Here is a 14862-nt window from a genome sequence, read left to right on the forward strand (position 1 = left end):
TATATCCTGATTTATAAGCGCCATAGGCATAAAAACTCCCGATCAAAATCAGTTTGCTGTCATTTAGACACCTGATCTTGATCGGGAGTATGATTGTCACAGATAATAGTCTATTATTTTATGCTTCGCAAGACATGATCATTTTCATATCACCTGCAAATCTTGCAGTTCCAAATCCTACAGGAAGGATGAAGTGATCGCCCTTTTTAAGAGGATGACTTCCAAGAAGGCCTGTGCCTTCTATTACTGAGAAGAGAAGGTACTTGTCGCTTACTTCAATATCAAGCTTAGAAGTTACATTAACTCTTGAAACTTCATAATATTTGCAGCTGTTTAGGAGCCTTATGCCCTGCTCCTTGTCAGTATCATGTATTATGGCATCTGAAAGGTCCTTGGCAGGGACTGTTATAACATCCTTACATTTATCAACATGAAGCTCGCGTTTAGATCCGTTCCAGATTCTGTCATAGTCATAGAGTCTGTAGGTTATATCGCTGTTTTGCTGGGTTTCAAGGACTACTACTCCGCCCTTTATAGCATGTACTGTACCTGGATCTATCTGGATGAAGTCGCCTTTACTTATTTTAACTTCTCTTATAAGTTCGCTCCATCTGCCCTGATCCATCATATCAGCAAGTTCCTGTCTTGTAGCTGCATTGTGTCCTACTACAAGGCTTGCATCCTCATCGCAGTCAAGGACGTACCAGCATTCAGTCTTACCAAGAGAGCCGTTTTCATTGGCATCTGCATACTCATCATCAGGATGTACCTGTATGCTAAGATCTGACTTGGCATCGATTATCTTGGTAAGAAGCGGGAACTTATCATGCTTTGTACCAAAAAGCTCACTATGATCTCTATACAGATCATCCAGACTTACACCTCTAAATGTTCCGCTCTTAACAACAGATTTTCCGTTAGGATGAGCTGCTATGCCCCAGCACTCGCCTATATCGTCGCCTTCTATGTTATATCCGAACACATCTCTTAGCTTAGTTCCGCCCCAGATATTGTGAGTGAAGTGCGGCTCTAAGAAAAGAGGCTCCTTACAGCTGTTATTAATAGACAGGTTCTTACCATTAGTCTCCATTACTTCTTTGAACCAGAAGCCTGAATCCTTGATAGTACGCTTAAGGCTTGGATAGTCCACATATACAAGTCCAAATCTCTTAGTGTATCCGTCAGTCCATTCGAAATTGTCACAGTAGCTCCAGTGGAAATATCCCATGATGGAAGCTCCCTCATCTGCTGCCTTCTGAAGGTTACTGATATATTTATCAAGAAAAGCTATCCTCTCGCCGTCATGAATAGCACCGTCAGGAGCTGGATAATCGCAGCATGCCATGCCATTTTCTGTGATGAGGATGTCCTTGTGATATCTCTCATAGAGGAACTTAGGTCCCCAGTACAGGCAAGAAGGAGTTATAGGCCATCCCATTGCTGTCTGGTTATAGCCTCTATCTCTTTTTTCATATACTATCTCGCCCTTATCTCCGGCCTTGATAGGATATCCATTGTAGATATTCTGGCCTATGAAGTCTATGGGCTGAGATATAAGCTCCATGTCTTCCTTGGTTATCTCGAAGAGGTCATCTTTGAACAGATCTATGCCTTCCTGAGGATATCTTCCAAGGATCACGGGATCCAGGAACCATGATACATTCCAGCCCCAGTTAGCAAGATCTTCATCGAATCCAAAGTACCTTCTCTTAGCAGCCTCGATATCTTTAGGAGCATCACTTGCAGGATAGGCTACGCCGCAGGTAGGAGCATATCCTATGCGGGCATTTGGAGCCTTCTGTCTTAATACCTTAACAGCAAGGCCGTGAGCCTTAAGAAGGTTATGAGCTGCAAATAGTGTATCCTTAAGAGGAAGTTCCTTGCCAGGAGCATGATATCCTCTTACATATCCAAGGTTGATCGTACACTGAGGCTCATTGAATGTTATAAAGTCGTCGCATAGATCTGCGAAGTTATCTCCAACTACCTGAGCATATCTTTCAAACCATTTTGGACTTTCAGGATTCACCCAGCCGCCCTTATCTTCAAGAGCCTGTGGGTACTCCCAATGAAATAGTGTGATAAAAGGCTTTATGCCATTTTCTCTCATAGTAATGAGCATATCCCTGTAGAAAGAGACTGCTGCCTCATTCACTTCTCCGATGCCATCAGGTATGAGCCTGCTCCAGCTTATAGAGAATCTATAAGCCTTAACTCCCATAGTCTTCATGATAGCGAAGTCTTCTTTGTATCTGTGTATCATATCGCAGGCAACATCTGCATTGGATCCGTCAGCGATCTTTCCTTTCCTGACAAAAGTATCCCAGATACTGACACCTGCGCCGTCGTTTACATCTCTACCTTCGGTCTGATATGCACTTGCTGCAACTCCCCAGACAAAATCATCTCTAAACATTTAAAACCATCCTTGTACTTACAAATAATCAAAATCACTGCATAGTTATTATAATCGAAACCAGGTTAAATGGAACAGCTTTTCCATTTTTATCATCTATTACTTCGATTTCAAACTTCCTGGGCTTCTTATCTCTATGTACAAAGAGCTGTCTGATATCAAGAAGATCTCCCCAGGTCTCGTCAAAAGCGCTGTCAATCACATAGCTCTCATCGTCTACTCTTACTTCTACAACAGGTGCAGGACGCTTCATAGTCTTAGCATACTGAACTGCTATACCTGTACACTCGTACTCGCCGCTTAGATCGAAGATGATCTTATCACCCTTAGACTTCCCCAGCCATCCGTTCTTGAAGCAGTCAGCAACGCAGGTTTGAGGCGTTGTATCAGTATCAAAGCCCTGAAGGACAGGTTCGTAGTCTCTGTTATCAAGCCTTCTGGCTGATTCAAAAGAGTTTGCGGTAAGCGGCGAAGGAGCATAGCAAGTCCCGGTTACGTTGTTATCAGCACTTTCATTACCAGATTCACCATCATCTGATACCATGCCTGCATTATAGCTACTCTCACTGTATTCTTCGTATATACTCTGCACGAGGTTTATAACAACGCGGCTTACAAGATCATGTCCTTCATCATTGGGATGAAGTCCGTCAGGAGATAATAACGCTATATCTTCTATCTTGCCGCTTAATATATCCTGATAGATAGCACCCTGCATTGATGCCGCAGGGAGACGATAGTGCCTTGCTACTTTGGAATGAAGCCTTTGAGCTGTTTTACCATTTTCATAGAAAAAATTGTAAAGGCATATAACAGCGGGTTCGCTCTTACTATATAAAAGCTTTCTTATAAGGCCTTCATAGCTTTCCATGAAATATTCATTGCACTCGTCATTGACAGAGAACTCTACAACTACAAGATCAGGATCATATGAGAGTACATCTCTGTCAGCTCTTGCTGCGCCAAATACTGAAGTAGTACCGCCTACTCCTGCATTTACATACTCTATGTCAGCTTTAGGGAACCTCCCCTTGAACCATTCGTATACTTTATAGGCATAGCAGGTAGTAGGTTTTGATGAAAGGCTTCCCTGAGTTATGGATCCCCCAAGGAAGCATATTGTTACATTCCTGCCTTCTTCAAGCTTTTCAAAAAGCCTGCGCATTCTTTTGGTATCGCCATGATCTGCTATGGCATTTTCTTTATCAAATGTAATCATTGGATCATCCTTATCTCAATCTAAGATTATAATCTGATGACGTAAGAATTGTGCGATTTTCAAAAAACGTAACAATCCAATCATCGTATGGCATCAAAAGACTCTTTTGACTTAAGCCTTATCTTATTCCAAGCTCTGTGTCGCTTTCACGAACTACAGAATGCTCTTTGACATAATCAATGATATCGTCAAGTCTAGTAAACGCAAGTGCTACGTAGCTGTCTGCAGCGCCGTAGTAGATAGCGATCCTGCCTGTCTCGCTGTCATGAAGTGTAGCACAAGGGAAGCATACGTTAGGAACAAAGCCTCTCTCCTCATACCACTCTTCAGGAGTTAAGATGAATGTCTCACAGCGGTACTTAACTTTAGAAGGGTTGTCGATATCAAGGATTGCTGCGCCGATAGAATATACGAAACCGTTGCAGGTGCTGCTAACGCCGTGATAGAACATAAGCCAGCCTTCTGAAGTCTCGATAGGAGCTGCGCCTCCGCCGATCTTAACTGATTCCCACCACTCAGGAGATCTCTCCATAACATGTCTGTGGTGTCCCCAGTATTCCATGTCAGGGCTCTCTGACAGGAAGATATCGCCAAATGGTGTATGTCCGCTGTCAGATGGTCTTGAGAGCAGCATGAACTTTCCATTTATTTTCCTTGGGAAAAGAACTGCATTTCTGTTAAAAGGAATGAATGGGTTTTCAAGTCTTTCGAAAGTCTTGAAATCCTTGGTTTTAGCCATGCCGATAGATGCGCCGTAGAAATCCTGGCACCAGATGATATAGTAGGTATCCTCAACCTTAACAAGTCTTGGATCATAAGCATATCTTGGCATGAAAGGATTGCCATCCTTGTCTACGAATGGGATCTTATTGGTTTCAAAATCCCAGTGAATTGCATCTTCGCTATGTCCAAGGTATATATAAGGGATACCGTTGGTCTGCTCTCCTCTGAATACTCCAATGAACTTGCCTTCATAAGGCATAACAGCACTGTTAAAAATACGTGCAACACCCGGAATAGGGTTCCTATTTATAATAGGGTTCTCTTTGTATCTCCAAACAGGTGCACCGTCGAACTTTTCAGGTCCTTCCTGCCATGGGATGTTTTTTAATGGTTCACTGATCATTTTATATTTTGACATGGTATCTGTCTCCTTTTTTACTCGTATATCATCTTTGTATTTCTATCTATATTATCGATATAAATTTATTATCTATACTTAGAATATATAATATATATTTATGATCTATATATCTGATTTATATATAATCTATATATTTGATTTGTATATGATCTCTATATACAATCTATATCTCTAATCTATATTTTCTTTTGTATAGATATTCACTGTTCCATTCATTCCTTACCAAGTAGCTTTAAATTCTCGCTTATAAGTCCGCATCTTTGCTTCACACAGTCAGGGCTTCTGCCCGGATCCTGAGGCGTATTGAATACATAGTCGATAAGCTTATCAATTGTAGTTGTAGCAACGTGAAGTCTTGTATCAGATGAAGCGTAGTAGATATATACTTCATTTTTCTCATTAACAATAGCGCCATTAGTGAATACTACATTGCTGACATCTCCGACTCTCTCTCCCTGTCTTGGTCCTATGAGAAGGCCAGACGGCTCAGCGATGACTTTGGACGGGTCATGAAGATCTGTTGCAAATGCGTAGATGACATATCTAAGACCTGCTGCCGTATTCCTTACGCCGTGTGCTATGTGGATCCAGCCCCTATCTGTCTTAATAGGCACAGCACCTGCTCCGTTTTTAGCTTCAGTTATCTGATGATATCTTCTGATGCTGGTCATCTTCTCTTCATCGATAACAGGATGTTCTATATCCTCGCACAGTCCAAATCCTATACCGCTTCCTGATCCTGTTTCTATGAAGTCGTCCATAGGTCTTGTATAGAATGCATACTTGCCCTCTACAAATTCTGGATGAAGGACCACGTTCCTCTGCTGAGGTGAGCGCTTTGTCACAAGGTTAGGAAGTCTCTCCCAGGTCTTTAGATCCTTGGTTCTGACTATTCCTGCCTGAGCTACAGCTGCAGAGAGATCGCTACTTGTAGTATCCTTGGACTCAGAGCAGAATACTCCGTAGATATAGCCGTCTTCGTGCTGGGTAAGTCTCATATCATATACATTGGTCTCATCTGCCACAGTATCAGGAAGGACTACCGGATAATCCCAGAACTTAAAGCCCTCTGTTCCCTTATCACTCTCTGCTACTGCAAAAAAAGACTTTCTGTCAGCACCTTCTACTCTTGCTACAAGGTAGTACTTGCCGTTAAGATATATGGCACCTGAGTTCATGACTGCGTTAATACCAAGTCTTTCCATAAAATATGGATTGGTCTCTTTGTTTAAGTCATATCTCCAGAAGATAGGTGCATGTTCTCTTGTAAGAACAGGATATTCATATCTGTCATAGATCCCGTTATAAAAAGAACTCTTTTTATTAGGTCTATTAATCAGTTCTTCCTGCTCTTTGAGAAGTTCATAATATTTTTCGTGTATCATAACTTTCTCCTTGAATGTATTTGAATCCGGCAGCGCGGATATCCTTTTCTGATCTTTTCTTTTGAAAGATCTAACTTTTCAAAGACATTGTCTGTCGAAGATCCGTCTTTATTCACTGATCCAACTTTTGGCAGCTATTACAACCGTCTATATTTGCTTATCTGCCTTTTGCATCTATTGCATCCTTCTTATAATCTCGATGCACATCCTGCCGTTGTGATAGGGGCACTTCCAAGGCTCTACTATTGGAAGATTCTTAACAGGATCGCCATCCTGCGTAACCTCGTAGTACCACTCTGTGCCTTTTATTATTGAGGATATCTCACTATCTCCGCCGTTATGAGCCTTGCCTGACAGTTTATCATCTGCATCCAGGCTACCTGTTACAAAGTCAGTCCTTCTATCAACGACGTGATCGAATATAAAATCAAGGCAGTTTTTAGCCGCGTCAAGATATTTAGTATCAAGCTCTCCTGACTTCTGATAAGCATTTATAAAGCCTACTACAGTCTCAGCCTGAACCCACCAGACTCTTCCTGTATTGACCTTGCCTCTGTCATTCTCATAGGCAAGAGAATGTCCGTCAAAAGCTACTTCATAGATCTTATCGCAGAGGGCCTTGGTTATAGGCTGTATCCTGTCACAAAGCTTGTGGTCTTCATCAATAACTTCCACTGCCCTGTCTATAAGCCATGAGGTTTCGATATCATGTCCATAGCTATGCAGATCTATTAGTGACCTGTAATTATTATCGAAGAAAACTTCCTGCCTTTTTAGCTCTGGATTATAAATCTTATCAGCCCATAAGCTTAGGATGTCCTCAAGACACTTTTTTACCTTAATATCTCTTCCAACTCTGTAAAGCTCTGTGTATGCTTCCAGAACATGAAGAAGTGTGTTCATAGTCCTGTCAGCCATAACTCCGTTTTCAGATAGTTTATCATTTTTAGCTTCAATAAACTTCTCATTGGATGCTTCTTTATAACCAATTTTATCCTTACATTTAGTCTCAATTAAGTTAAAAAGTTCCTCAGCAAGGTCTAGAGCTCTTACGTCTCTGGATGCTTCAAAATATGCTGACAGCGCATATATGGCAAAAGCCTGATTGTATGTATGCTTGGTAGCATCAAACACATCCCCTTCATAGGTCATGGACCAGTAGATCCCGCCATAGGTCTTGTCTATGCAATGCTCTGTCATGAATTCATAAGCATGACGAGCCTCATCAAGAAGTGATTCATCCTTTAAAAGAGTATATGCACTTGAGAAAAACCATAAGATCCTACTGTTTAATATGCATCCTTTCACAGCTTTACGGTCCAGGTTGTGATCATAGTCAAGAAATCCGTAATATCCGCCGTATTCATCATCTCTAAGGCTCTTCCAGAAAGGAATGATGTCATGTGTCAGATGCTGTCTTATTCTATCTACCATCGTATTTCCTTCTTTATTTTTATTGGACTTTATTTTTTAGGGACTTTATCTTTGCCTTTTTATGTTACCTTTTTTCTAAGTCCTTCATAGTTAGCTTTTTAATTATCTAAGTCCATTTTGTTATTTTACTTTTTGAAACTTATTCTGGTTTTTACCCCTTAACCGCTCCCGCTGTAAGTCCGGAATATATCTGCTTCTGGCACAGGATGAATACTATAAGTGCAGGAAGAAGTGATATGATAACGCCTGCGCATATAAGGTTATATTTACTTCCAAGAGGTCCTACGAAGGTATACAGGGAGGTTGCGACAGTTGCGTATCTGTTCTTGTCCTGAAGATACAGGCTGGCGCAATAATACTCATTGTATGTTCCTACGCCTTTTAATATACAACTTGTAACTATAGCAGGCTTTAACAGAGGGAACAGCACTTTATAGAAGATAGTGAAGTAATTGGCTCCGTCTATGATCGCAGATTCATCAAGCGAATAGTCGATATTCTCAAAAAACTGGATGTATATGTATATCGATATGATATCTGTACCGCACATCATGATGATGTATCCGACAAGTGAATTGATGAATCCAAGCTTGTACATGATCTCGTATACGGCGATCTGCATAGCAACTCCGGGAAGCTGGGATGCAAACAAGAACAGCGCTCTTATGATAGTATTGCCAAAGAACTTGAACCTGTTAAGGACATAAGCAAGCTGAGTTCCTATCATTACTGAGAAAAAGAGTACGCAGATCAGTATGATTGTTGAGTTTATAAATGCTCTGCCCATGTTTGCTTTTTGAAAAGCCTGCACGAAATTGTCAAAGTTAAACCAGTTAGCTGGCATAGTCATTACATTGGTTGTCTGGTATTCCTGATCAGTCTTAAAAGCTGTGATGAAACAGGATACTACAGGAAGTACCGCTGCAAATGAAAAGAATACAAGCGATAGATATTTTAAAAAGGTCAGGATATTTCTTCCCAGTTTATAGATCACGTTCATTTATCTTCCTCCCGCACTTACATTACCGGAATGTCTTTTGATACTTCTTGCGATGGCTTTTTCTCTTTTCCTTGCTGCCCTGGGATCCTCGTCCTCTGCATTCCTGAATACATATTTAAAGAAGAGTTTCTGCAGGATCGTCACTATAAATATGATGATAAGAAGGACGATAGCCATAGCAGATGCAAGACCAACCTTCTGCTGAGTATGAGCGATCTGATGCATTACGATAAAGTATGTTCCTGTACCATTGGCACCGTCTGTGATAACAAAAGGCGGCTCGAAGGCACTAAGTGAACCTGTGATGGAGAGAATCACGTTAAGTGTTATGATCGTCTTGATACTTGGCATGATGATATACCTGAACTGCTGGAATCTATTAGCTCCATCAAGCATTGCAGCTTCATAGAGTTCTGCATCGACAGACATGATCGCACCTATGAACAGGACCATATTCTGACCAAAGTATCTCCATACGGATGTTCCCACCAGCGAGAAGTTATTGATGCTCTGATCTTTGAGCCAGTAAGGCAGGTTATCAAGATTGAAACCGCACCACTGAAGGACTGTATCGAATACGAATCCCCTTGTATAGAAAAACTTGAAGATAAAGCCGATAGCAATACCATTTATCAGGAAGGGAAAAAACATAAAGCCCTTGAAAATATTGCCTCCCTTAACCTTAAAGCTGAGTATAGTTGCAAGATATAAAGCAAGAACCAGCTGAACAACAGAACCCAGCATATAGTACAAACTAAGCTTCAATGCTCCAAAGCAGTCGTCTCTTTCAAATACTTTGAGATAGTTCTTAAAACCAACAAACTTCCTATCTCCGACATATTTCATGTTGTAAAAACTAAAACTAAACATCTTGCCAAAAGGCAGATATGTAAAAACAAACAAAAGAAGCAGCGGAACAACCATAAATGCGAACATTACAAGAACTTTCTGCCCGTCTCTGCTACTTAGCCATTGTTTAAATGTCCTCTTTTTTTTCATAATCTAAACTCCATCCAGACTTGTTCTATAAACCTAAAGTGATATATGTGCGCACCTGCACTGAAAGATAGAGCCGGGGGAAGATCACCCCCCGGCCTGGAAAATAATAAGATTTATAAAAAGGGTTTTATATTTTTTATGAGAATATAAGTAACATATTTATATGACGTAATGATCAAAGGTCAGCTCAGTACGATCAATATATTTAATAGAGCACTTCAATTTCAAGCTCTTCCTGAGCATCCTGCCACTTCTGATTCCAGTCAGCCATGATATCATCAAAGCTCTCTGAACCTGTAGCTGCTGCCTCTACGATTCTCTGAACCTTGTCATTGCCGCCCGCATTGATAGAAAGCTCAGACTCTGCATTCATATCATTAAGGAATGTCTCTTCACCTGAAAGTGCAGGCTGATCTGAAAGAACTTCACATCCATCAAATGCAGCATACATCTCAGGATTCTCGCCTCCCTTAACTACTGTGTAGCCGCCTTCGTTGTAGCACCAGTTCGACTCTTCAACCATCCACTTTACAAATACAAGTGATGCAAGCTTGTTCTCATCTGATGAGTTAACATTGATACCATAGTTGTAGTCGCCACCTGCGCTTACATACTGTGTACCATTAACTGTGATAGGGAATGGCATGTATCCAACATCTTCAGGCTTATCTCCTGCTTCCTGCATCTGAGCATATGCCCATGATCCAAGTACCATGACACCGATCTCACCTCTGTTGAGCATGCCTTTGCAGCCTTCCCAGTCAGTTGTTGTATAGTCATCTTCGATAAGTCCCTGTTCTACTGCATCATACAGGATCTTGTATACGCTGTAAGCGCCTGTTCCGTCTCCGGGATTTGTAAATGGCTCAGCTGTATGAACGAGCTTCTGGTTCATGTAAGTGTTGTCGCCGTTTGATACGATTCCAACATATGCATCCCAGGCACCCATAGTCCAGCCTGCAGCATAGTTAGTATAAAGAGGTATAGCATCTGTATTGTCCTTAATAAGCTGAAGATCAGCTATGAGTTCATCAGGAGTTGTCGGAAGATCGCTAATACCTGCCGCCTCGAATACACTCTTGTTATAAAGAACTCCCTGAGCATTGGCCATATATGGAATACCATAGCAGTTACCACCAAACTCCCATGCATCTACAAAGTTAAGCTCCTGTGACAGGTTATCAAGTGTATCAAGAGGCATAAAATATGTAGAAAGATCTGTCTTATCAACTGCAGGGATAAACATGACATCGCCCCAGTCACCTGTAGAAAGACGAAGAAGTGCATCCTCAGCATAGTCTGTAACAGCTTCTGTAGTTACTGTTATGTTAGGGAACTTCTCATTAAAAGCAGCGATCATTGAATCCATAGTTCCATCTTCCTGACGGTCTGTCTTGTGATGAAGGAACTTAATGGAAGCTGTAAGATCTGTATAATCATCCAGATTTAAAGAAGTGTAAGAAAGTCCGCTTCCATCACCGGATGTTACAGCGTCACTACCTGTATCAGTAGATGAGCCTGTTGTATCAGCTGCAGTGCTGCCTGTGGTATCATCTGCTCCAGAGCCTTCATTAGAAGCACCTGAACATCCCATAAGAGAAGCCGTCATAGTCATAGCTGTCAGAAGTGCCAATAATCTTTTTTGTTTCATAATGTCCTCCTTAAAAATTCAATATAGTTTTTAGCTAATTAATATTTTATAGTTTTATTTTTATTAATCAATATTTTAGCTAATATTTTAATTAACTTCTACTTAATAAACAAAAAGAGCGACTTGCTTTTAGGATATATTTCCTATTGCAAATCGCTCTAGTTTACATCAATCGGCGTAGTTGACAGCTTTTTGGAATTGTGTGGCTTTTTGAGTTTTTAGCTAATTAGCTAAAATGACCCCTAGGGGCGGAGGTAAAGGGGTCATTTCTTGCTTCTGTTAAGGTCTTTGACACTGTCTCGTTCTATAAGGTAGCCCTCTACGATACTAAGTCCGCCGCGGTACTTCTCACCTCTAAGTACGTGGGTTATCCTCTTAAGTGTTCTCTTGACCATCTCATCCATATCAACCTTGTAAGTGGTGATGCCTATGGATGACACGTCTGCAAAGAGGAAGTCATCATAACCAACAATAGATATATCTTCAGGTACCTTATATCCCTTAACCTTAAGATATTGCATGAACACATTGGCAGTTAAGTCGCAGTTACATACAAAAGCTGTAGGGAGCTTACCTTTAGGAAGCACCAGATTGTTCTCAATATCCACCTTGTCATTGTTGATGCTTCTGTCATTTAAGATCCATTCCTTTTTGATATCAATACCATGTTCCATCATAGCTCTGACATATCCAAGATATCTGTCTGTTATAGAAGGCGTCGACAGGACAGTACCTACATATCCTATCTGGGTATGTCCTTTATCAAAAAGATAATTGGTCAGAATATACGAGCCATAGAAACTGCCTGATATTACAGAATCTTTTTTATGTTTTCTATCAGTAAAGTCCATATAGAAGGTGGGGGTTCCAAGCTTTTCATCAAGCATATTAAGATACTCTTCGCCAAGAGCCCCCATTATAACTACAGCATCGACATTGCCATCACCTATTATCTTGGGATATACCAGGTTCTTCTCATCATCATCGCTTAGTATCTCCAGCATGGTAAAAGAGCCTATCTTAGCCGCTTTGGCAGAGAAAATCTGATACATATGCCCGTAAAAAGAGTCAATATTACCAACGTATCTTGAACCTATAAGAACTCCTATCTTATAGCTTTCATTGGCTTCAATAGATACTGACTTTTGATAGCCTCTTTCATTGGCAATTTCTATGATTCTCTGACGCATCTGTTCTCCAACGCCCTTTTGCCCTGACAGAGCCTTGGATACAGTTACAGTACTTATTCCAAGTTCCTTGGCGATATCCGACATTGTTATTTTCTTAGACATAGATCAAATCTCCTGATAATTGTATTTATTCAAACTCTGCTTTTACCAAGTATATGATTAGCATTCAATCACTAAACTACGAATAAGCCTAAGCTACAGCCACTAGATGTATAAGCTGTGACTGATGATCTCCGGGAAGTTTTGGAAGTACGATTCCAGCTTTTTCCAATGTGGCTCCTTTAACCTTGATATCACTTCCCTCAATCTCATAAACAGCATCCGGAAGAAGTCCTTTAAGCTTTAATACACGTCTTGCAGGATTAGGTCTTGCGATCACTTGCACATAAGTTACAAGCGCTTCTTTCTTATCCTTACTTACGACCATATATGCATCCATCTCGTGATTCCTCTGATAGGATGAAAGTCTGTAATAGTCTCCGCCTCTTACAAGATGATTATACTTATGATAAGTCTCAACCTGACGAGGGATATCCTGCCTGTCACTTTCAGGAATCCTTGTGATATCAAGCTCATATCCGAAAGTTCCTGCAAGGGCCACATCTCCTCTTGTCTTAAAAGGCGTAGTCCTTCCAACTGTATGATTAGGGCAGTCTGATACATGAGCTCCCATAGTACTAAGAGGGAAAATAAGACTTGTGCCTTCCTGAATCTTAAGTCTCTCTATAGCATCTGTATCGTCAGAACACCAGATCTGAGGGCTGTAGTAGAGCATACCTGCATCAAATCTTGCTCCGCCTCCTGAACAGTTCTCTAAGAGAAGGTCAGGAAAATCTGTTATAAGTCTTTCCTGAAGTTCATATACAGCCAGCATATATCTGTGACTGAGCTCTCCCTGCTTATCGCTTGCAAGATCATATGATCCAAGATCACACAGCTGCCTGTTCATATCCCACTTAAGATACTCTATATTAGCACTTTCAAGGATTTCCTTGATCCTGCTATATATATAGTCACGAACCTCTTTCCTTGTAAGGTCAAGAACGTACTGGTTACGGCTTCTGCAAGGCTCTCTTCCCGGGATCTGAATAGCCCAGTCCGGGTGAGCTTCAAAGAGCTTTGACTTTGGTGATATCATCTCAGGCTCCATCCAGATTCCAAACTTCATGCCTATAGCATTGACATCATCCACAAGCTTTTTAAGCCCGCCCTTTAATTTGTTCTCATTGACATACCAGTCACCAAGGCTTGAGTTGTCATCATTTCTTTCGCCAAACCAGCCATCATCCATGACCAGCATCTCGATTCCGCTCTCATGGGCCTGCCTTGCAATTGCAAGGAGCTTGTCCGAATCGAAGTCAAAATATGTAGCTTCCCAGTTATTGATAAGTATCGGACGCTCCATATCTTTGTACTTACTTCTGATAAGATGAGCCCTATACAGATCATGAAGAGTTCTGGTCATATGGCCAAGACCCTCTGATGAATATGTAAGTACAACTTCAGGAGCCTGGAAAGATGCGCCGCTTTCAAGTTTCCATCTAAAGTTCTTAGAACCTATACCCATATAAAGTCTGAGACTGTCAAACTGATCCTTGCATACACCTGCCTCAAAATTACCAGAGTAGACCAAAGAAAATCCATATACCTTACCTGTATCCTGAGAATCGCCATTTTGGACAAGCGCCATAAAAGGCTGGAACTGATGAGAAGACTCACCTCTAAAAGATTCTATAGAAGTCTGTCCATATCCTATCTCCCTAAAGTCCATCATTCTCTCACGAGCCCAGGATCCGTGAAGTGTCAGAAGCTTATAATCCTCCTGATCCATATCCATAGTCATGGACATCACTTTATCTATAAACAAATCATTGTCAGAATCATTCTCAAGCCTTACAGATCTGATGACAGTATCAAGACCTTCAAAGATGCTGTAAGAAAGGACTGCCTTAAGACCCACTACCTTATCGCGAAGCACTATTTCAAGAGTCATGGAATCATCATTTGTTCCAAAAGTGGCAGGAAGGCCTTCAAGCTTCTTCTTGCCCTTAAATATCTGATGAGACTCATAACACAGAAGAAGTGATGTGTGTCCGTTATGCTCTGTTATATCTACAGCGCTCTTCCTGTAATCTCCAACATTACTTGATGCATATTCAAATGGATATATATCCAGAAAAGAACTTCTGTCACGCATAGTAGGCGTAGGAATATCCTGATTCTGTGGAAATCCAATAAGATATGCAGCATCGCCTGCTTCTATCCTGTCTCCAAAATACAGATGTCCAAGAAGCCCCTCCTCTCCCAATACTGCCATAACATAGCTTGTATTATCGGTTTCCAAAACAAATAGTCTGTCTTTTTCTAAATACTTGATGTCCATAAAAGCCCCTTCCATTTTTGAATAATAACTGTACTTAGTAA

General features: G+C 41.0%; 10 protein-coding genes. All 10 read right to left on the reverse strand.

Going from position 1 to position 14862, the window contains the following annotated elements; genetic code table 11:
- Positions 1-118: 118 nt before the first annotated feature.
- Complete coding sequence (locus tag I7804_RS16755; RefSeq protein WP_248404247.1) at positions 119-2416, reverse strand: GH1 family beta-glucosidase; 2298 nt, start codon at positions 2414-2416, stop codon at positions 119-121.
- Between the two features lie 34 nt (positions 2417-2450).
- Positions 2451-3635, reverse strand: coding sequence for an SGNH/GDSL hydrolase family protein (locus tag I7804_RS16760; protein WP_248404248.1), 1185 nt, complete (start codon positions 3633-3635; stop codon positions 2451-2453).
- 118 nt (positions 3636-3753) lie between these two features.
- Entirely contained in the window at positions 3754-4776 is a 1023-nt protein-coding gene (locus I7804_RS16765; RefSeq protein ID WP_027205091.1) for a glycoside hydrolase family 130 protein, read from the reverse strand.
- Positions 4777-4991: 215 nt separating this feature from the next.
- Positions 4992-6164, reverse strand: a complete 1173-nt coding sequence (locus I7804_RS16770) for a glycosidase (RefSeq protein ID WP_022755523.1) — start codon at positions 6162-6164, stop codon at positions 4992-4994.
- A 174-nt stretch (positions 6165-6338) separates the two neighbouring features.
- On the reverse strand, positions 6339-7598 hold the full coding sequence (locus tag I7804_RS16775) for an AGE family epimerase/isomerase (protein WP_248404249.1): 1260 nt from the start codon (positions 7596-7598) through the stop codon (positions 6339-6341).
- A gap of 151 nt (positions 7599-7749) precedes the next feature.
- Positions 7750-8598 (reverse strand): carbohydrate ABC transporter permease, encoded by an 849-nt coding sequence (locus tag I7804_RS16780; protein ID WP_022755525.1) that lies wholly within the window; start codon positions 8596-8598, stop codon positions 7750-7752.
- Positions 8599-9597 (reverse strand): carbohydrate ABC transporter permease, encoded by a 999-nt coding sequence (locus I7804_RS16785; protein WP_022758433.1) that lies wholly within the window; start codon positions 9595-9597, stop codon positions 8599-8601.
- A 205-nt stretch (positions 9598-9802) separates the two neighbouring features.
- A complete protein-coding gene (locus tag I7804_RS16790) occupies positions 9803-11248 on the reverse strand; it encodes an ABC transporter substrate-binding protein (RefSeq protein ID WP_248404250.1) in 1446 nt (481 codons plus the stop codon).
- Positions 11249-11511: 263 nt separating this feature from the next.
- Positions 11512-12540: a LacI family DNA-binding transcriptional regulator gene (locus I7804_RS16795; protein WP_022758431.1), complete on the reverse strand. Its 1029-nt coding sequence runs from the start codon at positions 12538-12540 to the stop codon at positions 11512-11514.
- A gap of 88 nt (positions 12541-12628) precedes the next feature.
- Positions 12629-14821, reverse strand: coding sequence for an alpha-galactosidase (locus I7804_RS16800; protein ID WP_248404251.1), 2193 nt, complete (start codon positions 14819-14821; stop codon positions 12629-12631).
- Positions 14822-14862: the final 41 nt, after the last annotated feature.

It is taken from the genome of Butyrivibrio fibrisolvens (assembly GCF_023206215.1).
GTDB classification, from domain to species: Bacteria; Bacillota; Clostridia; order Lachnospirales; family Lachnospiraceae; genus Butyrivibrio; species Butyrivibrio fibrisolvens_C.

Excerpts from the sequence above, each read along its gene's own strand:
- I7804_RS16785 (WP_022758433.1), bottom strand. The coding sequence starts at position 9,597 with ATGAAAAAAAAGAGGACATTTAAACAATGGCTAAGTAGCAGAGACGGG.
- I7804_RS16800 (WP_248404251.1), bottom strand. The coding sequence starts at position 14,821 with ATGGACATCAAGTATTTAGAAAAAGACAGACTATTTGTTTTGGAAACC.
- I7804_RS16765 (WP_027205091.1), bottom strand. The coding sequence starts at position 4,776 with ATGTCAAAATATAAAATGATCAGTGAACCATTAAAAAACATCCCATGG.
- I7804_RS16770 (WP_022755523.1), bottom strand. The coding sequence starts at position 6,164 with ATGATACACGAAAAATATTATGAACTTCTCAAAGAGCAGGAAGAACTG.
- I7804_RS16795 (WP_022758431.1), bottom strand. The coding sequence starts at position 12,540 with ATGTCTAAGAAAATAACAATGTCGGATATCGCCAAGGAACTTGGAATA.
- I7804_RS16760 (WP_248404248.1), bottom strand. The coding sequence starts at position 3,635 with ATGATTACATTTGATAAAGAAAATGCCATAGCAGATCATGGCGATACC.
- I7804_RS16755 (WP_248404247.1), bottom strand. The coding sequence starts at position 2,416 with ATGTTTAGAGATGATTTTGTCTGGGGAGTTGCAGCAAGTGCATATCAG.
- I7804_RS16780 (WP_022755525.1), bottom strand. The coding sequence starts at position 8,598 with ATGAACGTGATCTATAAACTGGGAAGAAATATCCTGACCTTTTTAAAA.
- I7804_RS16775 (WP_248404249.1), bottom strand. The coding sequence starts at position 7,598 with ATGGTAGATAGAATAAGACAGCATCTGACACATGACATCATTCCTTTC.
- I7804_RS16790 (WP_248404250.1), bottom strand. The coding sequence starts at position 11,248 with ATGAAACAAAAAAGATTATTGGCACTTCTGACAGCTATGACTATGACG.